This is a genomic window from Cohnella massiliensis (assembly GCF_900169535.1).
In the GTDB taxonomy this organism is placed as follows: domain Bacteria; phylum Bacillota; class Bacilli; order Paenibacillales; family Paenibacillaceae; genus Cohnella; species Cohnella algarum.
The window spans coordinates 164,765-182,469 of record NZ_LT821255.1 but is presented as its reverse complement, the minus strand read 5'-3'; the positions used below and the strand labels follow the sequence as shown (position 1 = coordinate 182,469).

General features: G+C 59.7%; 14 protein-coding genes. All 14 read right to left on the bottom strand.

Going from position 1 to position 17,705, the window contains the following annotated elements; all coding sequences use genetic code 11:
* Positions 1-595 precede the first annotated feature (595 nt).
* Positions 596-2,170, bottom strand: coding sequence for an amidase (locus B7E11_RS04145; protein ID WP_245809615.1), 1,575 nt, complete (start codon positions 2,168-2,170; stop codon positions 596-598).
* A gap of 410 nt (positions 2,171-2,580) precedes the next feature.
* Positions 2,581-4,104 (bottom strand): M23 family metallopeptidase, encoded by a 1,524-nt coding sequence (locus B7E11_RS04140; RefSeq protein WP_080832344.1) that lies wholly within the window; start codon positions 4,102-4,104, stop codon positions 2,581-2,583.
* Between the two features lie 190 nt (positions 4,105-4,294).
* Positions 4,295-5,074 (bottom strand): ICP22 family protein, encoded by a 780-nt coding sequence (locus B7E11_RS04135; protein WP_080832343.1) that lies wholly within the window; start codon positions 5,072-5,074, stop codon positions 4,295-4,297.
* 92 nt (positions 5,075-5,166) lie between these two features.
* Positions 5,167-6,174 (bottom strand): ABC transporter permease subunit, encoded by a 1,008-nt coding sequence (locus B7E11_RS04130; protein WP_080832342.1) that lies wholly within the window; start codon positions 6,172-6,174, stop codon positions 5,167-5,169.
* A complete protein-coding gene (locus B7E11_RS04125) occupies positions 6,164-7,081 on the bottom strand; it encodes an ABC transporter ATP-binding protein (protein ID WP_080832341.1) in 918 nt (305 codons plus the stop codon). Before B7E11_RS04125 ends, B7E11_RS04130 begins: the two co-directional genes overlap by 11 nt.
* On the bottom strand, positions 7,047-7,466 hold the full coding sequence (locus B7E11_RS04120) for a GntR family transcriptional regulator (protein ID WP_080832340.1): 420 nt from the start codon (positions 7,464-7,466) through the stop codon (positions 7,047-7,049). Before B7E11_RS04120 ends, B7E11_RS04125 begins: the two co-directional genes overlap by 35 nt.
* Before the next feature lie 303 nt (positions 7,467-7,769).
* On the bottom strand, positions 7,770-9,056 hold the full coding sequence (locus B7E11_RS04115) for an adenylosuccinate synthase (RefSeq protein WP_080832464.1): 1,287 nt from the start codon (positions 9,054-9,056) through the stop codon (positions 7,770-7,772).
* A 315-nt stretch (positions 9,057-9,371) separates the two neighbouring features.
* The gene (locus B7E11_RS04110) at positions 9,372-10,997 is read right to left on the bottom strand and encodes a PucR family transcriptional regulator (protein ID WP_080832339.1); all 1,626 of its coding nucleotides are present in this window, start codon (positions 10,995-10,997) and stop codon (positions 9,372-9,374) included.
* A 38-nt stretch (positions 10,998-11,035) separates the two neighbouring features.
* The gene (locus tag B7E11_RS04105) at positions 11,036-11,707 is read right to left on the bottom strand and encodes a cysteine hydrolase family protein (protein WP_080832338.1); all 672 of its coding nucleotides are present in this window, start codon (positions 11,705-11,707) and stop codon (positions 11,036-11,038) included.
* Positions 11,708-11,725: 18 nt separating this feature from the next.
* On the bottom strand, positions 11,726-12,736 hold the full coding sequence (locus B7E11_RS04100; RefSeq protein WP_080832337.1) for a formamidase: 1,011 nt from the start codon (positions 12,734-12,736) through the stop codon (positions 11,726-11,728).
* Positions 12,737-12,769: 33 nt separating this feature from the next.
* Positions 12,770-13,948 carry a BMP family ABC transporter substrate-binding protein gene (locus tag B7E11_RS04095; RefSeq protein ID WP_245809614.1) on the bottom strand — a complete coding sequence of 393 codons (1,179 nt, stop codon included), beginning with the start codon at positions 13,946-13,948 and terminating at the stop codon, positions 12,770-12,772.
* A 95-nt stretch (positions 13,949-14,043) separates the two neighbouring features.
* A complete protein-coding gene (locus tag B7E11_RS04090; RefSeq protein WP_080832336.1) occupies positions 14,044-14,955 on the bottom strand; it encodes an ABC transporter permease in 912 nt (303 codons plus the stop codon).
* Entirely contained in the window at positions 14,952-16,010 is a 1,059-nt protein-coding gene (locus B7E11_RS04085) for an ABC transporter permease (protein ID WP_080832335.1), read from the bottom strand. Before B7E11_RS04085 ends, B7E11_RS04090 begins: the two co-directional genes overlap by 4 nt.
* Positions 16,007-17,542: an ABC transporter ATP-binding protein gene (locus B7E11_RS04080; RefSeq protein ID WP_080832334.1), complete on the bottom strand. Its 1,536-nt coding sequence runs from the start codon at positions 17,540-17,542 to the stop codon at positions 16,007-16,009. The genes B7E11_RS04085 and B7E11_RS04080 overlap by 4 nt, the downstream gene beginning before the upstream one ends.
* Between the last annotated feature and the right edge of the window lie 163 nt (positions 17,543-17,705).

Below are 17,705 nucleotides of genomic sequence, written 5' to 3'. Positions count from 1 at the left end.
AGAGGTTGCAGCATGGCGGGATTTGACGGACTCCTAGGCAGACGGGCCCGAGTTTGGGCAGAGCTTCAGTGGATTTTGTCCAACCGAAACCGGCTTTTTCGCGCAATCCGTTAGCTTCAGTGGATTTTGTCCAATCTGGCGAGGCCTTTTCGGAGATTCGTCTCTCATTCCCGGTTTCTCGTTGTATAAAATCCACTATAGACGGAGGGTTTCACCGTTTTCCCTTCTGTAGATTGGATAAAATCCAACGAAGGCTCCCTCCGCCCGGGCCCGTCCCCGTTTCCGCTGTCCGCAAGCCGTGCCGCTCGCAGCCCCGGCGCGCAAAGGTGAGCTTCGCAGGGCATGACGAGCAAAGGCGGAACTTCATGGCGCCTGGCGCGCGGAGGCCGCGGCTGCGCAATGACCAAATCACGCTCGCGCCCATATGCGGCGCAAACGCGAAGCAAAAAACCGTCCCCCTGAATCGGCAGTCGCCGAGGAGGACGGCTATCCCTCTTCCCCGGTTCGGCATTTGCCGAGGGGGACGTCTATCCTTTTCCCCGAACCGGCACCTGACGGCCAGGGAAAGCTTTTTTTCTACCCTCTATCCTTCCCCTTAAGGCTTGACGACCAGCGTCGGCGCAACGCGATATTGCGTGGCCCGCTCGTAGTCGAATGCCATGCCGAGCAGGTCGGCTTCGCTCCACAGCTTGCCGAGAAACGCGAGGGAAAACGGGGCGCCGCTATCGTAGTAACCTGCCGGCACCGTGATCAAAGGAACGCCTAGAATGTTGATTTCCGGAACGGTCGTGTCGTAAATCCGTTCCTCTCCGTCCAGCAGCGGCGTCTCCTCGTACATTTGCGGGAAAACGAGCGCGTCCAGATCGTTGTTGTCCATGACGTCGTTGAAAATGCGAAGCAGCTTCGTGCGGGCCGCCGCATACGTTGACAGGTCCGGAATTTCGTCCGGATTTTCCAGAGATTCCTTATATCTCTCGAACAGCGAGGGCGTTTCGCCCGTTTTTGCGATCAGCTCCGTTACCGATTGAATCGGCGAGTCCGGGCCGAGGCGCTCCAGATATTGTTCCATGTCGTATATCAGCGATTCGAGACCGAGCGATCCGACCTCTTTCGCGTATGCGGCGAACTCCGAACCGGCAAAAGGATCGGTGACGACGACCGCGCCCTGGCTTTCCAGTTCCTTGACGGCGCGATCGTACAGCGCCTGCGTCTCCTTCGACATTTCCTGGTCGAGCCAGCCCGGCCCGTAAAGGCCGATCCGCTTGTTCTTCAGCGCCAGCGTGCTGAGCTTGGACGTATAGCCGTTGCGGGGAATGTTGCCGATCGAGGCGACCGTCTTCGGATCTTCCGCCGAATAGCCCGCAATGACGTCAAGCATGAGCGCGGCGTCCCGCACCGTTCGCGCATGCGGCCCGATGACGTCTCTCGTGCTTCCGCCCAGCGGCACGACGCCCGCGTTCGGAACGAGGCCGAACGTCGGCTTAATGCCGACGAGCGCCTGCGCCGCCGCCGGATTTTGAATCGAGCCGCCGGTTTCCTCCGCGATGCCCAGCACTGCGAAATTCCCCGAGACGGCCATCGCGGTTCCGGAGCTGCTCGCCCCGGGAACGAGCTTGCGGTCGACGGCGTTGTACGTGTCGCCCGCCCAGCTCGTGCTCGCGCGAGTACCGTCGGCGCTGAACGCCGGAATGTTCGTTTTGCCGAGAATGATCGCCCCGGCCGCCTTCAGCCTGGCGACGACGGGCGCGTCTTTTTCGGGGATGATTTCGATTCCACCCGACTCCTTGCTGAGCGGCGCCCATCCGAACGTCGAAGGGAAGCCGGCGACGTCGACCGCTTCCTTAATGACGATCGGCACGCCCGCCAGCGGCCCCAGCTCCTCGCCGGCCGCCCGGCGCCGGTCGATTTCGCGCGCTTCCGCCAAAGCCTCCGAATTCATCATCGTAAAAGCGTTATAGTTCGGTTCATAGATTTCGATGCGATCGAGGTACGACTGTACGACTTCCTCCGCCGTATATGCCCCTTCTTCGTACCCTTGCTGCAAATCTTTTACCGTTATTTCTTCATAGGAAAAGCTTTCGGCCGCAGATACGGTCAGGCCGCTCATCAAAAGACCCGTCAATAGCGACATGAAAACAACACGCTTGAAAAAAAGACTTCGCAAGTTCACTTGGTCGTCCTCCCAAAGAGTAGTTTCATCGTCCGCTTCGTTCTTGTTGTCGGCATGCGTTTTCCGTTCCCGATCCACGGCATTTACGTTAACATACATAACACTGCTTTTCGTTATAAATCGCATATCCTCCTTTATAAAATAGGAATTATATCCATATTTTGCAGATACACTTGCATGGTACGCCCTATACATGTCAGATGTCAATCTATTTTTCTCTTTCTTCCGACCATATTGTCAAATTACTTAACATTTCCTAGGGTGAATTTCGACAAGGGGGTACCTAGCCCCGGCGGGTCGTCCGACCGAAGTTCGGGGAGGCCGTTTTATTCGACAAAAAAACCGACCCGCCCGGCATCGAAAGGCGCCAAACGGATCGGTCTTCTCTCTGTATCTGTTTATCTTTTCTATTATAAATAACTCGTAGGATTGCGAATGACGCCGTTCAAATGAATTTCGAAATGCAGATGAGTGCCGGTGGAGCGTCCTGTATTTCCCATGACGCCGATGGAATCGCCTTTCGAGACGACCTGGCCTTCCTTGACGCTGAAGCTTTTCAGGTGGCCGTAAAGCGTTTTGAAGCCGTTGTTGTGATTGATGATGATCGTGTTGCCGTAGCCGCTCTTCGTGCCGACGAATTCGATCGTGCCGTTGTCGGCGGCCATGATCGTCTTGCTCCCGGTCAGGTCGATGCCTTTGTGCGTGCGGCCCCAGCGCTTGCCGTAATAGCTTGAAATTTTCGCGTTCGATACCGGCCAGGCGAACGTTCCGGTGCCTTCGCTCGGAATGACTTTCGTTCCTTTTAAAATGACGGTCGAAACGGCGGGCACCAGCACTTCGCTGGACACCAACTCTTCTTCGATAGCCACTCCGTTCTGCTTGACCAATTTGTAGGTGACTTTCCGCTTGCCGTTCGTGCCTTCCCGCACCGTCTTCGATTGGCCGAGCTTCAGCTCGTCCGTCTTGCGGATTTCGACCGGCGGATCGATCACTTCGATTTCCGTCACCTGTTCTTGCGTTTGGACGTTCAGCACCGGTTGAATTTGGGTAAGGTTAAGTACGTCCCCGACATCGATTCGATCGTCTTCGATCCAGGTGTTGTTGGCGTAAATGAGAGATTCCGAAACGCCCTGCTTCTGCGCGATGCAGCCGATGCAATCTCCCTCCTGAACGGTGTAGGTAACCGTTTCGGGATTGCCGGTCGTCAGCAGCTGGTAAAGCTCTTCGGGATCGTCGATGTCGGCCTTATCCAGATCGACCGGAATCGTGTTCACTTGCTCCAAAAATTGAATCGACTCGACGATGCGCTCTTCTCCGGGCGTCGCATTCGCCGAAGCGGCGGTATCCGCAGCGGCGGTCGCGCCGGCGCTGTAAGAAAGCGCCTGAACGTTCGATTTGACCTGGGCCGAGGCGGGAACGAACTTTTCCTTGACTCGCGCCAGAATGGCGTCCGCCGTGGCCTTGTCCTTGACGATGCCGACCTCTTTGCCGTTGATCATCAGCTTGACGCCCGTAGGATGCGTCTTCAGGCCCGCAGCCACGAGCTCGAGCGTCGACTCGTCGTCGGGCGTTTTCTTGTAGGCGGTTTCAGGCTCGAAACTCACCTGGTCATCGTACAGCTTGTAGACGACGTCGCCTTCGGCGGCGGCGAGCTCCTTCGCCTTTTCGTCGAGTAAATCCTGAACCAGCTTCGTATCGCTTATATCTCCGATCGGCTCTCCGTTTAATAGAACTTGATAATAGGAGACCGAGTTCGCCTTCACATATTGGATCGAGCCGACGAAAACGCCCGAAACCGCGATAAGCGCGGCCGCCGTGGCGAGAATCGGTTTCTTGTAATGTTGCCAAAAACTTGCGGACTCGAGATCCCGGATGCGTTGTCTAATGGAAGACCGCACGTTCCGGATCGGGCCCGCTTTCTTAAAAACGGCCATGATTTTCTCCTTTTCGCTTCCATTCGGTAAACTTTTCCGTTTCTTTTGTCGCAGCCTGTCTATTACTTTAGCATACCTTTAACAAACCCATCAATGAATATAGCAAAGCGTGAGAGAATTCTAATAATAGCCAAAAAGACCTTCGAATCTCGTTCGAAGGTCCCGAAACGTTTTATAAAAGGGGCCTGACTTACGGTTGATGATCTGGCGGCGATTCGCCAAGAAGCTCCATCATTCGCGCAAATTCATCGTCGTCCAGCACGCCGCGCAGCATCCGCTCCAATTCCGCCAATTCCTCCGCCGATACGCCCTCCGACAAATAGCCGCTCATTTGCCGGAGCTGGGCCGAATCGAGCTTCGACACGACGAGCGAGAACAGCTCCTGCCGCTCGCCGTCGGTCAAGCCTTGAATCGCGCCGATCGCTTCGTCTTCGCCGATGACCGGCACCGTGTCCGGTTCGGCCGCCCCGTCTTCGCCGTCGAGGCCGCCGCTTGCGGGCGCGTCGTCCGCTCCTGCCTCCGGCGGTTGTCCGGGTCCGCCGGTTCCATCGGCTTCATTCGCTCCATCCGTTCCATCGGTTCCATCCGTTCCGCCCGCGCCCGCAAGGCCGCTTTCCTCCGCGCCCGGCTCCGGCGGTTCCGCCTCGCTCCCCCCGCCGGTTCCGTTCTCCGGGCCGGGATCCGCGCCCGTCTCGCCGCGCTCCGAGCCGGTTGCCGCCTTCTCGCCCGGCGCGGGTCCCGGCTCGGGAGATTCCGTCCCGGCGTCCGCGGCCGCGGGTTCCTCGGCTCCCCACAGCTGCCCCCATACGCCCGACAACGCGAACGGCTGCACCTCGAGCGGGATGTTCATTTGCTTCAGCAGCGTTTCCACGTAGCTGTTCACAATGTACCCCGTCGTCCAGATGCACAGAAAACTGAGCAGCAGCGCGCTTGCGATCAGGCGGCCGAGCCAGCCTATCCATTTGAACATCCTTCTTGCCCTCCTGCCAAACTATGATCATAGTTTTCAGTATGGGCAAACCGGGCTTCTCGCATTCTTTTTTTCCGGAAAATGCCTTTCTTCTATGATTTCAACCGAATTCTTTTTAACTTGGCCGTCAGCAGGAGACTTGCCGCGCAGCCGATCGCCAAACCGAACAAAAATCCGAGCCGCCCGTCCCCCAACCGAACGACCCCGGCCGCGAAATTGCCCGCAAGCAAGGAAGCCAGGACGACGATCGCGGTCTGGACAGCCAGCTCCAGCCAGCCGAACATCAGGAACTTCCCGTTGTTTTCCGGCTTGTTCCGCTCATAGCCCCGCATTCCAAGCAGGACAAGCGCTCCGGCAACAAGAGCGAATACAACCATTTTCCCCCACGTAATGAATTCATAGCTTAACGCTATGTACCCCGGAATATTAATAAAATCCTGCAACTCCTCGTATAAATACGAATCGGGAAAAAGATCCCGTCCGAACATAATCCCAAAGCTCTCATCCGCGACAATGTACATCGACATAGGCGCTGCCCACAGGAACAACGAGAGCGTCGTTTGGGAAGCAACCGTGCCCGTTATCGTCCCGACGAGCGCAACGAACGAATAGGCCGCAAGAAGGAGGACGACCGAGTACAGCCATTGCGTAAAGTGATAGCCGAGGCTGAACAGCTCCGCCGCCGGCGAGGACAGCACCGCGACCATGTCTATTGCCGTATTCAGGCTGAACGTACTTACGATCAGCGCGGCTCCGAACAGCCATTTCGTACAAAAAATCCTTCGCCTCGAATAAGGCAAGGAGAACAGAAACTCCTGCGAGCCATTGCGCCGCTCCGTTCCGAACTGGACCAACGCAAGCACGAACGCGGCGAGCAGCATCCATCCCCTGCCGACCGACTCCAGATTCCCGAACTGGTAGACCTGCATCGCGTCTCCGGAGCGAAGCGCGGCCTCCAATCGCTCCGGGCTCCGGCTGCCGTCGAACAACAAGTCGTTTATTCGGGCGAAGCCCAGCGTAAAGAAGTGAAGAGCCGGCACGAACCAGACGAACAGCTTGGCCTGCGCATACTCCCGGCTCCATAACGCCTTATCTCGCATTGGTCGGCCCTCCCAGCTTCCATTCGAACATGTCCTCCAGCTTCAGCGGCAGCGGCTCCAGCAGCAGCGGCTCCATCGCTTCCAACTCCCCGTAAGCGGAAGCTTGCGGCTCCGCACCCGCAAGGAACGCCCGCGGTCCGGCCTCGTTGCCGAGCAGCAGCGTATACACCTTGCCGACCCGCTCCAGCACCTTGACCCGAGGCGAAGACAGCCACTCCTCCGGCGCGTCCCCGCGGAACACGACCTGTACCTTGACGAGCTCCGGATAGGCATCGCCGTTCCGGTCGTGCACCTCGATCGTGCCGTCCTTCAGCAGCAAAACCATGTCCGCGATCCGTTCGAGCTCGTCCAGCATATGCGACGAAATGACGAGCGCCGTCCCGTCGGCCGCCGCCTCCATCAGCAGCGTCAGCATCTGCTTTTTGGCGATCGCGTCGATGCCGTTCGTCGGCTCGTCGAGCAGCACGAACCCGGCTCGAGTAGCCAGGCCGAGCGCGGTGCCGAGCAGCATTTTCATCCCTTTGGAAAAATGCTTGATGTTTTTGCCGACCGGCAGGCCGAACCGCTTCATCGCCTCCAGGAAAAACGTCTTGTCGAAACGGGGGTAGATCATCCCGTACAAATCGGCGCACCCGTACGCCGTGTACCCGTACAGCGCCTCCGGCGAGTCCGGGATAAACACGACTTCGCGCTTCGCCTCCGGATGCGCGTGAATCGGCATCCCTCCGCAGCTTACCTCCCCTTCATCCGGCGTCAGAATGCCGGCCAGCGTTTTCAGCAGCGTCGTTTTACCCGAGCCGTTCCGGCCGATCAAGCCGGCGACTTGCCCGGGGGCGAGCGAGAAGTCAATATGATGAAGCACCGGCTTGCGTTCAATCGTTTTGCGCAGATTGCGTGCCGTGAGCATGCATTTCCCCCCCGTAACGTGCGGTTTCTTCTTCGATCCAGGCTTTAAGCTGACTTTCGCCAATGCCCAGGTGATGGGCTTCGACCACCAGCAGCCGCAGCCGCTCCTTCAGCTCTCTCAGCCGCTCCGTCAGCATGCCCGGCGATTCCGCCGCCTTGGCGACATAAGCGCCCTTGCCGCGGATCGACAAGATCACGCCTTGCCGCTCCAGCTCCTGGTACGCCTTCGCGACCGTATTGTGGTTCACGAGCAGCGTGGCCGACAGCTCGCGGACCGAGGGAATTTTGTCCCCTTCGACAAGCGCCCCTTTTGCGATCAGTTCTTTCACCTGGCTCACGATTTGCTCGAATATCGGCAGAAGACTCCGTTCATGGATTTGGATCATGCGGCATTCGTTCGGCTCCTTCCTTTTTCCGTACCGGGTTGTTGCGGACGACTGTACTACTTTATCTAGTACACATTGTACAGTTGATTGGCGGGGATCGCAAGAGGCTGGATTCGGCCCTGCTGCCCCGACAGCCCGCGAAAAACACGAAAAACCCCCCACGGAGCTTCACGCTCCGCAGAGGGCATCCCTATTGCGCTATGACCTTCGCGTCGGATCCCGCCAGGATTTGCTGCGCGCATCTCGCTTGGCATCCGTGCTGCGCATCTGGTTCAGCATCCGCTTATCGCCTTCAACTTCCGCTTACTCGTAAATCGCCGTCACCTGATTCGTTTGCTCGCGGTTGCGGCCGACGGAGAAGATGGCGATCGGAATGCCGGTCAGCTCCGATACGCGCTCGACGTACTTGCGCGTGTTCTCCGGCAAATCCTCCAGCGTCTTGGCGCCGGAGATGTCCTCGCTCCAGCCCGGCAGCTCCTCGTACACCGCCTCGCACTCCCCCAGCACCTTCAGGTTCGCCGGATAGTGGTGAATGATTTCGCCGCGGAACTTATAGGCCGTGCAAATTTTTACCGTTTCTAGCCCGCTGAGCACGTCGAGCGAGTTCAGCGAAAGGCCGGTAATGCCGCTGACGCGGCGCGCATGGCGGACGACGACCGTGTCGAACCAGCCGACGCGGCGCGGGCGCCCGGTCACGGTGCCGTATTCGTGGCCCTTGTCGCGAATCCATTGGCCCAGCTCGTCATGCAGCTCGGTCGGAAACGGGCCGTCGCCGACGCGCGTCGTGTACGCCTTGGCGACGCCGATGACCTGGCGGATTTTCGACGGGCCGACGCCCGATCCGATGCAGACGCCGCCCGCGGACGGGTTGGAGCTCGTGACGAACGGATACGTGCCTTGGTCGATGTCGAGCATGACGCCTTGGGCGCCTTCGAACAGCACTTTGCGGCCTTCGTCGATGGCGTCGTTCAGCACGACCGACGTATCGGTCACGTAGGGGCGCAGCTTCTCGGCCAATTCCAAATACTCGGAAATGATCTTGTCGGCATCCAGAGCCTCGCCTTGATACATTTGCGTGATGATCTGGTTTTTCTCCTCGATCAGGCGGCGCGCCTTCTCCGTAAATTCCTCCGCCACCATCAGGTCGGCGATGCGGATGCCGTTGCGCGCGGCTTTGTCCATGTAGCAGGGGCCGATGCCTTTGCGGGTCGTGCCGATTTTGTTGTCGGCCTTGCGGTCTTCTTCCAGCCCGTCGAGCACGAGATGATACGGCATGATGACGTGGGCGCGGTCGCTGATCCGCAAATTGTCGACGCTGAATCCGTTATCGATAATGTATTGAATTTCTTCCACGAGCGCGGCGGGGTTGATGACCATCCCGTTGCCGATTACGCATACTTTGTTTTGATTGAAAATTCCGGAAGGAATCATCGTCAGTTTATACTTTTTGTTTTCAATGAGAATCGTATGGCCGGCATTGTTGCCCCCTTGATAGCGGGCGACGACGTCCGCCTTCTCGGCGAGAAAGTCCGTGATCTTCCCTTTGCCTTCGTCTCCCCATTGCGTTCCTACGACAACGACTGTAGACAATGCAATCCCTCCACCCGGCAGCTTCGTTCCCGCCGGCATGATGATGCTCCCGTTGCGCCGATGAATTCCCGTCCGGCCATTGCCGGAAGGCACGCGCAAGCGCATCGGAGACGGCTTTCGTCCCGACGCGATACCAAATGGCCGCAAGGCAGCAACATTAGTGTAGCAATCCGAGCAGACGAAGTCAACTCAAAAAGCCGAACAATTGTACAATCGCCCATACAATCGTTCGGAATTTTTTCAAAATATGCGCTTCCTTTCCGGACAACCCGCAACTAAACCGGATTCGTTCCGAAAGGAGCCCGTCTTTTCCCGTCAGGCAAGCTCCTTGATTTCATGCAGCTTGAGCGCCAGCTGCAAAACGAACTTCGTATCGGGGTCGTCCAGCCGCATGCCCAGCTCGCCCTTGATCCGTTCCAGCCGGTAAATGATCGTGTTGTAGTGTACGAACATCCGTTCCGCTGTTTCCTTCGCATTGCAGTTGCATTGAAAATACGTCCGAAGCGTGCTGAGCAAATCCCCCTGCTGCTTCCGGTCAAGCTCGAGCAGCGGATGCAAATACAGGCGGCGGTATTCGGCCAGCTCTTCGGTGCCTTTCAGTCGGTACAGCAGCAAATAAACGCCCAGATCCGCATAATGCAGCACGGGAGAAGTCAAAAAGCAAATTCCCGCGATCTCCAGCACGCGCCGCGCGTCGATGTAGCTGCTCGCAGCCTTGACCTGGTCCCCCGCCTCCCGGCCGAGGCAAAGCGACACGCCCGACTCCGGAACGGCTTGCTGGAGCAAGGTCGAGACTTCGCTTAGCAGCTGCTGGCGATCGGCCGCCTTATCCGGTTCCGAATGCGTCAGCAGCACGACGAGATCGCCCTCGAGAACGGTCCATTTCGCTTCCAGCTTGCGGGCGGCGCACTCCCAGTTCAGCCGTTTGGCCAGCTCCTGCAGCCCCTTCACTTCTAACTTCCGGTTGTGAAAATAAACGACGCCGGATGTGTAGTGCGCCGCTTCCGCGAGCGGCCAGCCGCACGCTTCGGCCCGCAGCCGCAAATCGACCGCGGTGACGATTCTTCCCGCCAGCCAGTCCTGCAGAAACTGGTCGGCGTATTTCGTTTCGATATGCGAACGCGCCTGCATGTTGCTGATTTCGAACTCGAGCAGCCTTCCCGCCCAGTTCAGCGTCAGCGTATCGACGACGTTGTATTCGTTTTTTCGGTCGATGACGAGCAGCAGGTAAGGCTGAAGCTCGTCGTCGTTCACCGCGGCGACGTGAACGCGGATGCTGGATTCCTTTCCGCCGATCACGTTCGTCTCCAATGTTCTTTCCTTCCGGATGCGGTCCCATTCCTCCGGGCCGATACCGCCGCACAGAGGCATCGCTTCCGGAGACGCCACGACCCCGTTTTTCGGATCGAGGAGCACGACCGGGTTTTTGATCATGAGCTCCAAATGCTGCAAAAACGCGGGAAGCCCATCCCCGTGCAGCAGCACGTGGGACAGGCGCTGCACCCGTCCTTGGAGGATCGTCAAATCCTTGAACTCCGAGACGAGCACGCGTTCCATGATTTCGCGGACGGCGTCCGAAAACGTCGTGCCCGGCGGAAGCTCGATCAGCGGCAAGCCGTGCCGCTCGGCGGCTGCGATCGCGGCGGGGGGCACCTCGTCGAGGAAGCGTTTCGTCTTGATGCCGAGCGCGACGACTCCCCGCTGGGCCAATTGGCCGATCAGCGTCGCCAGCACCTCCGGGTTGTCCCGGAACGGATACCCGGTCGTCATCAGAAATTCCCCCGGCCGCACCCAATCGATGACGTCCGGGACCTCCATGACGTTGACGCGGCTGATCACTTTGTCCGCGTTGGCGCCGCCGCCGAGCAGAACGGCGTCTTTAAAGTGGGGGATCATAAACAAATCGCTCACGGTGAACCCGACTTTGGCCAGCTGTTCCATTCAGGTCATCTTCCTTTCTCGGCGGCGGCCGGTCAGCGTCAAACTCGCAAAGATCGGATAAAAGCAGCCGAAGACGACGTCCAGCCGAAAATGCCGCCCTGCTGGCGAACCATATGAAGCGCCGCCTCGTGGTCGGCCGGATCGAACGCCGCCGTCGCATCCTCGAGCACCAGGCAGCGGTACCCGCGGTCGTTCGCCTCCCGCAGCGTCGTATGCACGCAAACGTGCGTCGTCACCCCGGTCAAAATCAGATGCTCGATTTCCCGTTCCCGGAGCATCCGCTCCAAATCCGTCGCGTAAAACGCCCCTTTGCCGGGCTTGTCGACGACCGGTTCCCCTGCCGCCGGCGCCAGCTCGGCAACGATATCGTGGCCGCGTTCGCCGCGGATCAGGATGCGCCCCATCGGCCCCGGATCGCCGATTCCGGCCCCTTGCTTCCGGCTCCGCTCGAGCTTCGCCGGCGGACAATCGGACAAGTCGGGCAGATGGCCCTCCCGCGTGTGGATGACGAGCAGCCCCGCTTCCCGCGCCGCCTCCAGCACCCCGGCAATCGCCGGAATGATGCGGCGGGCGGGAGCGATATCGTTGCCGAGCCGCTCGCCGAAGCCGCCCGGCGCGCAAAAATCGTTCTGCATGTCGATGACGAGCAGAGCCGCGCGGCCGGCTTCGTATTCGAACGGATAGGGAAGCGACGCGTTTACTCGTTTCATCGAAATCGACCTCCCCGCCTACTTCGTTCCTTCGAGCGTTCCTTGATACGTTCTCGTCGGCTTCGGAAAGCCTTCGGACGTGCCGTCCTTGACGACGACCTCGTCCTCCCACGGGAGCCGGTAGTTCCCGGCCGCCATGTCCTTCATATAGGTATAAGGGCAATCCTGCGCTCCGCCTTCGACCGCGACGTAGCCGCGATGGCCGAGCTGGTAGATGTTATTCTCCACGCCCCACAGCCGCCGCGCCTCGCGGGCGAGCGCCGGACGGACTTCGCCGGCGACGATTTCGTCCGGCCGTCCGCCGCCTTCGACGAGCGGAACGCCGTCGAAGCCGACGATCATCGCCTCGCCCATCGAATCGAACGTGCCGTCGCTGCCGCTCATGCAGACCGAGACGGTATACATGAGATTGCAGAAAGCGTTCGCCTGGTTGGTGATCTTCCAGGCGTGGCGAATCGGCGCCGTGTACCCGGCGGTCCGGATCATGATGTCCGCGCCCCGGTACGCGCATTCCCTCGCCATTTCCGGGAACATGCCGTCATGGCAAATAATCAGCGCAAGCTTGCTGCCGTTGGGACCGTCGCAAACCGGGATGCCCAGATTGCCGGGCTCCCACGGCTCGACCGGCACCCACGGGTGCAGCTTCCGGTAATTCAGCCGAATTTCGCCTTCATTGTCGATAATGAGGCCGGTGTTGTACGGATTGCCGTCCGGGTTCGCTTCCATGATGGAGAAGCAGCCCCAAATGTCGTTGTCCCGGCACGCCTGGCGGAACGCTTCCACCTCCGGGCCGTCGACCCGGCACATCAGCGCCGGATCGGTATTCATCGAGAGCCCGTGGAGCGAATATTCCGGAAAAACGACGAGATCCATATTTTTCAGTCCGCGCTTCGCCTTGGCCGTCATGTCCACGATTCGCCGGGTTTGTTCCGCCAGCTGCCGCGGCGTGTCGACGACGGGCAGCTGCATCTGGACGAGACCGATGACGACGCCGTCGGGCGATTTGTTGAGTCCTCCCAATCCGCTCATTCCGATCCGCTCCCCTTTCCTCGCGCGTTCTTTTTACTGGCTGATGTTGCCGATGACGCCTTCCACGAGGAAGTCCGTCGCTTCCAGCTCGTCGATCGTCGGCGTCGTGCCCTCCGCGAAACGGACCGTGCCGGCCTGATCCTTGACCGGACCCGCGAACGGATGAAGCTCTCCGCTGATCAGCTTGGCCTTCGCCTCTTCCACCGCCGCTTTGACGTCTTCCGGAACGTTTTTGCCGAACGGCGCGAGCTGAACGACGTCGTCGGCCAGCGTGCCGCGGAATTTGCCGTCATAGATGCTGCCTTTGAAGCTGCCGTCGACCGCCGTTTGCACCATGTCGACGAACAGATCCGGCCAGTTCCATACGGAACCCGTTATCCAGCCTTCCGGAGCGAGCGAGGACGAATCGGCATGGTAGCCTACCGTCATGACGCCGCGGCGTTCGGCCGTTTCGACGATCGTTTTGCTGCAATCCTGGTGCTGGGTCAGCACGTCGGCGCCGCCGTCGATGAGCGAGTTCGCCGCGTTCGCTTGCTGGCCCGGGTCGCACCAGCTTCCCGTAAAGACGACGGACGTCGTCGCGTTCGGGTTGACCGACTTCGCGCCTTGTTCGAAGGCGTTCACGTTAAGCAGCACTTGCGGGATCGGAACCGAAACGATGTAGCCGAGCTTGCCGGTTTCGGACATTTTGCCTGCCGCTACGCCCGCGAGGTATACCGGCTCCCACATCGTGCCGAAGTAGGTGCCGAGGTTTTCCGCCGTTTTCAGGCCGCCCTGGTGGTAGAACACGACGTCCGGGTGGCGCTTCGCCACGTTGAGAGCCGGATCGAGATGGCCGTAGGAGGTCGGGAAAATGATTTTCGCGCCTTCCTGGATCATCTGCTCCATGACGCGCTCGGCTTCGGCCGTTTCCGGCACGTTCTCGGCGCGGAGCACCTTCAGGTCGGGGAACGCTTCCTCGACGGCCACGCTGCCTTGGTACGCCGCTTGATTGTAGCCGTAATCGTCCTTCGTTCCGACGAAAATAAAGCCGACGGCCGAGCCGCCCGTGCCGATCGCTTCGCCCGAACCCGACGCCGCCGCGGACGGCGAGGCGCCGCTTGACGGAGCGCTGCTGTTGCCGCCAGGCTGGCTGCATCCCGCGAGCAGCGCGATCAGGGCCATCAGGCCGAATACCATGCTTTTTGCCATCTTTTTCGTTTGTTTTCTCATTGGTTTCTCTCCACCTTTGCCCTTTTTATATGGAAATTGCCTTGTTGCCTCTCTTTAATAGAACGAACAGGGCGGGATCGCCGACCCAAGGCCGATCAGCCGCTTCCTTCGCCGGCGAACACTTTGCCCAGCGCCTCCGGGGTCGTGCTTCGCTTCCGCCGCTCCACGATCAGAAGCGCGGCCAGCGTCAGCAGGTACGGAACCATGAACAGGAAAAACGGGGAAATCGGAAGCCCCTGCTGCTGCACCGTAAGCTGCAGCGCCTGGGCGGCGCCGAACAGATAAGCGCCGAGCATCGCCCGTCCCGGCAGCCACGAGGCGAAAATGACGAGCGCGACGGCCACGACGCCGCGGCCTTGCGCCATGTTTTCCACCCAGCTGTGGGTGAACGCAAGCGACAGCTGAGCGCCGCCGAGGCCGGCCAGGAAGCCGCCCGCCAGCACGCCGGCGTATCGGACGAGCTTCGGGTTGATCCCGCTCGCGAACAGCACTTCCTCCCGCTCGCCCGCGGCTCTAAGAATCGTGCCGACCCGGGTTCGGAACAGCACGAACCATAAGCAAGGAACAAGCAGAATCGAAAGGTACGTCAGCGGATCGTGGTTGAACAGGATGCCGCCGATGAACGGAATGTCCGAAAGCAGCGGGATCGGCACCGGATTGAAGCCGACGATCTGCTCGCTAACGAAATCCCGGCCGAGAAACGAGGTAAGGCCCATTCCGAAAAACATGAGCGTAAGCCCCGTGGCCAGCTGGTTCGCGCCCCGGCTGATGACCAGAAACGCGTGAATCGCCGAGAGCAGCATGCCGCAAACGCCGCCGGCCAAAGCGCCGAGCCACGGGTTGCCGGTCCAGACGGTAACGGCGAAGCCGCCGAGCGCGCCGGCCAGCAGCGACCCTTCCGTTCCCAAATTGATGACTCCGGCCCGCTCCGAGACGAGCTCGCCTTGCGACGCCAGCATGACGGACGTTCCGGATCGGATCGCCCCCGTAAGAATATCCGCAATCATCGCTTCGCCCTCCTTCCGCTTCCGAGAATGAACAGAAGCACCAGCGCCATCAGGATCATGACCGAGGAAGACGGCAATCCGGAACGGATTTCGAGCGTATTGCCCGCCACGCTGATCATGCCGAGGAGAAACGCGGTTCCCAACAGCTTCAGCGGACTGTTCCATGCCATCATCGCCGCGAGAAACCCGAAGTAGCCGTAGTTGACGCCGGTCGTCGGACGAAGGCGCCCTTCGATGCCGGCAATTTCGATCATGCCCGCGACGCCGGCGACGGCGCCGGCCGCGATCAGCACCCAGAAGTACGTTTTATTGATGCTCATGCCGGCTCTTTCCGCCGCGTACCGGTTGCTGCCGAGCACCCGGATCCGGAAGCCGAGCCTCGTTTTCGCCAGCACGTACCATGCCGCCAAGGCCAGCACGATCGCGATTGCAAAGCCGATGTGCAGCCGCGTGCCGTTAAAAATCGGGAGCCGCAGCGACCAGGAAATTTCCGGAGAAAACGGCCAGTTGAACGATTCCGGATCTTTCAGAAACCCGTGAACGCATAAGCTGACGGTGTAAGCCGCGACGTAGTTGAGCAGAACGCTCGTAATCGTTTCGTTCAGGCGGCCTTTGACTTTGAGCAGCGCGATGATCGCTCCCCATGCCGCGCCGCCGAACGCGCCGGCCAGCAGCATGAGCGGAATGCCGATCCAGGCGGGATAGGAGCCGAGGACAAAGACCCCCGCCGTCGTCGCGAACAGCGCCCCGATCGCCAGCTGCCCTTCCCCGCCGACGTTGACCAGCCCCGCTTTGGCGGGCAGCGCCGCCGCAAGCCCCGTCAGCACGAACGGCGTGGCTTTGAGCAGCACTTCGCCGAAGCCGTACAAATCGCCGAACGTCGATTGAATCATCGAGGCGTACAGCTCGAGCGGGTTGACGCCATAGAACAGCAGGAAAATGCCGTACAGCACGAACGGGGACAGCCAGACGAGCGCCTGTTTGCCGATCGGGGCCCATTTGCTCCGCGCGGCACCGGAAGCTTCGGGCAAGATCGCGGATGCTTGATGGCTCATGCGGATTCCCCCTTCAACATGCGGTTGCCGATTTGCGAAATATCGGTTTCGGACGGCAGATACGGCCCGAGCAGCCGTTTGCCCGACAGCACGACCAACCGGTCCGACAGCTTGAACAATTCGTCCAAATCTTCCGAAAACAACAGAATGGCGGTTCCTTGCTCGGCCAGCTCGATCAGGCGCTGCTGAATCGTTCTCGTCGTGCCGATGTCGAGGCCGCGGCTCGGATAGCTGATCACGAGAATGTCGGGCTTGCGAATCAGCGCCCGGGAAAGGACCATCCGCTGCACGTTGCCGCCGGACAATTGATCCGCTCTCCGTTCGGGAGCGGCGAGGGCCAGCGACCTCGCTTCCTCGCTCGCCTCGAGCTCCGACCGGAGCCGTGCCCAGTCGATGCCCGCCCCCTTGTTGCGGACCGGCATGCCGTCCAGCACCATATGCTGCAAAATCGTGAAGCCCGGAATGACCGATTCCTTGATCGGATCCTCGGAGACGAAGCTAACGCCCGCTTCCAGAAACGCCTTGACGTCGCCTTTCATCTCCTTGCCGTGCACGGCGAGCGTGCCGGCGGACAGCTTGCGAAGGCCGAACAGCGTTTCCGCCAGCTCTCGCTGGCCGCTGCCGGAAATGCCTGCGACGCCGACGATTTCGCCTTTCCGCAGCGAAAGCTTCACGTCGGAGAGCACCGCCTCGCCGTGATCGCCTTTGATCGTGCCGTTGTCGAGGCGAAGCACCTCGGACGGCGTTTCCGACAAGTCGGGAGCCGGCTTCACGACGGCCTTCAGCGACTTGTCGCCCATCATGGCCGCGACGAGCGCGTCTCCGTCGAGCCCCTCCTCGCGGGTCACCTGGTGCGTGATTTTTCCCGCTCTCAGCACCGTCGCCTGGTCCGCGCAGGCGAGAACTTCGTTGATTTTATGAGTGATGAGCAAAATGCCGTAGCCGTCCTTGCGCAGCAGGTCGAGCATTCGGAGAAAGGATTCCACTTCCTGGGGAACGAGCACGCTCGTCGGCTCGTCGAAAATAATGATTCTCGTGCCCGGAACGAGCAGCACTTTGACGATCTCCAGCCGCTGCCGCTGTCCCAGGTCAAGCTGCCATACGTAAGCGTCCGGATCGACCGCCAGGCCGTATTTGGCCGAAATTTGCCTGATTTGCTCCCGCAGCTGCTTTCTCCGCAGCCGCCAGCCTTTTCCGACCGCCAGCGCGATGTTGTCCAGCACGGTCAGCGCCGGAACGACCCGGAAGTCCTGAAACACCATCCCGATCCCTTTCGCCCTTGCCTTCGTCGGCGGGTGAAGTTCGACGACCTGTCCGTCCATCAGGATTTGGCCTTCGTCGGGCACGTACACGCCGTAGAGCATTTTCATCAGCGTGCTTTTACCCGCGCCGTTTTCCCCGAGGATGGCATGAATGGAGCCCGGTCTGACCTCAAGGTTAATCGACTCATTCGCCGTAAGGATTCCGAACCGTTTCGTCAAGCCTTGCGCCTTCAGAAGGCAGGAGTCCGCGTCGATATCGTGCGCCTTCATCGAATCGCCCCCTTGGTGTAAAAATTCATAACACGATTCATTAGATTTGTTTACTTTAACTCATTATAGACGATAATTCTAGTCGTTTCTTTATAAATATCTAATATAATTGACATGAAAATATTGTAAGCCACAAATAAACATAACATATATATTACACAAA

What these genes read in the sequence shown, in the direction of transcription:
- B7E11_RS04140 (WP_080832344.1), bottom strand. Translation starts at nt 4,104, where the DNA reads ATGGCCGTTTTTAAGAAAGCGGGCCCGATCCGGAACGTGCGGTCTTCC.
- B7E11_RS04135 (WP_080832343.1), bottom strand. Translation starts at nt 5,074, where the DNA reads ATGTTCAAATGGATAGGCTGGCTCGGCCGCCTGATCGCAAGCGCGCTG.
- B7E11_RS04130 (WP_080832342.1), bottom strand. Translation starts at nt 6,174, where the DNA reads ATGCGAGATAAGGCGTTATGGAGCCGGGAGTATGCGCAGGCCAAGCTG.
- B7E11_RS04125 (WP_080832341.1), bottom strand. Translation starts at nt 7,081, where the DNA reads ATGCTCACGGCACGCAATCTGCGCAAAACGATTGAACGCAAGCCGGTG.
- B7E11_RS04120 (WP_080832340.1), bottom strand. Translation starts at nt 7,466, where the DNA reads ATGATCCAAATCCATGAACGGAGTCTTCTGCCGATATTCGAGCAAATC.
- B7E11_RS04110 (WP_080832339.1), bottom strand. Translation starts at nt 10,997, where the DNA reads ATGGAACAGCTGGCCAAAGTCGGGTTCACCGTGAGCGATTTGTTTATG.
- B7E11_RS04105 (WP_080832338.1), bottom strand. Translation starts at nt 11,707, where the DNA reads ATGAAACGAGTAAACGCGTCGCTTCCCTATCCGTTCGAATACGAAGCC.
- B7E11_RS04100 (WP_080832337.1), bottom strand. Translation starts at nt 12,736, where the DNA reads ATGAGCGGATTGGGAGGACTCAACAAATCGCCCGACGGCGTCGTCATC.
- B7E11_RS04095 (WP_245809614.1), bottom strand. Translation starts at nt 13,948, where the DNA reads ATGAGAAAACAAACGAAAAAGATGGCAAAAAGCATGGTATTCGGCCTG.
- B7E11_RS04090 (WP_080832336.1), bottom strand. Translation starts at nt 14,955, where the DNA reads ATGATTGCGGATATTCTTACGGGGGCGATCCGATCCGGAACGTCCGTC.
- B7E11_RS04085 (WP_080832335.1), bottom strand. Translation starts at nt 16,010, where the DNA reads ATGAGCCATCAAGCATCCGCGATCTTGCCCGAAGCTTCCGGTGCCGCG.
- B7E11_RS04080 (WP_080832334.1), bottom strand. Translation starts at nt 17,542, where the DNA reads ATGAAGGCGCACGATATCGACGCGGACTCCTGCCTTCTGAAGGCGCAA.